Genomic DNA, 462 nt, shown 5'->3' with positions numbered 1-462 from the left:
GGCCCTCGGCGTGCCCGGCCTGCTGGATGCCGTGCGCCAGGGCAATGTGCTGGTGGCCAACGCCCTGGGCAGTGGCGTGCTGGAATCCCCTGGCCTGTTGGGATTTCTGCCGAAGATCAATCAATTCCTGTTTGGCGAAGAACTGATCCTGCCGTCCATCGCCACCTGGTGGTGCGGTGAGCCGCCGGTGCTGGCCGAAGCCCTGGAGAAACTGCCGGAACTGCTGATCAAGCCGGCGTTTCCGTCGCAAAGCTTCACCCCGGTATTTGGCCGCGACTTGAACGACGAACAACGCGAGGCCCTGGCTGAGCGCATGCGCGCGCGGCCTTACGCCTATGTCGCCCAGGAACTTGCGCAGTTGTCCCAGGCGCCGGTCTGGCACACCGTTGACGATCACCTTCAGCACCGCGCCATCGGCATGCGTGTGTACGCCGTAGCCAGCGCCGGCGGTTATCGGGTACT

General features: G+C 64.7%; 1 protein-coding gene. It reads left to right on the top strand.

What is annotated here, in order from left to right; genetic code table 11:
• The coding region (locus HX846_RS38915; protein WP_178967663.1) for a circularly permuted type 2 ATP-grasp protein at positions 1-462 on the top strand (462 nt) is incomplete at both ends.

It is taken from the genome of Pseudomonas sp. K5002 (assembly GCF_013386655.1).
In the GTDB taxonomy this organism is placed as follows: Bacteria; Pseudomonadota; Gammaproteobacteria; order Pseudomonadales; family Pseudomonadaceae; genus Aquipseudomonas.
The sequence above is the reverse complement of the archived record's forward strand: the minus strand, read 5'-3'. Positions and strand labels throughout refer to the sequence as shown.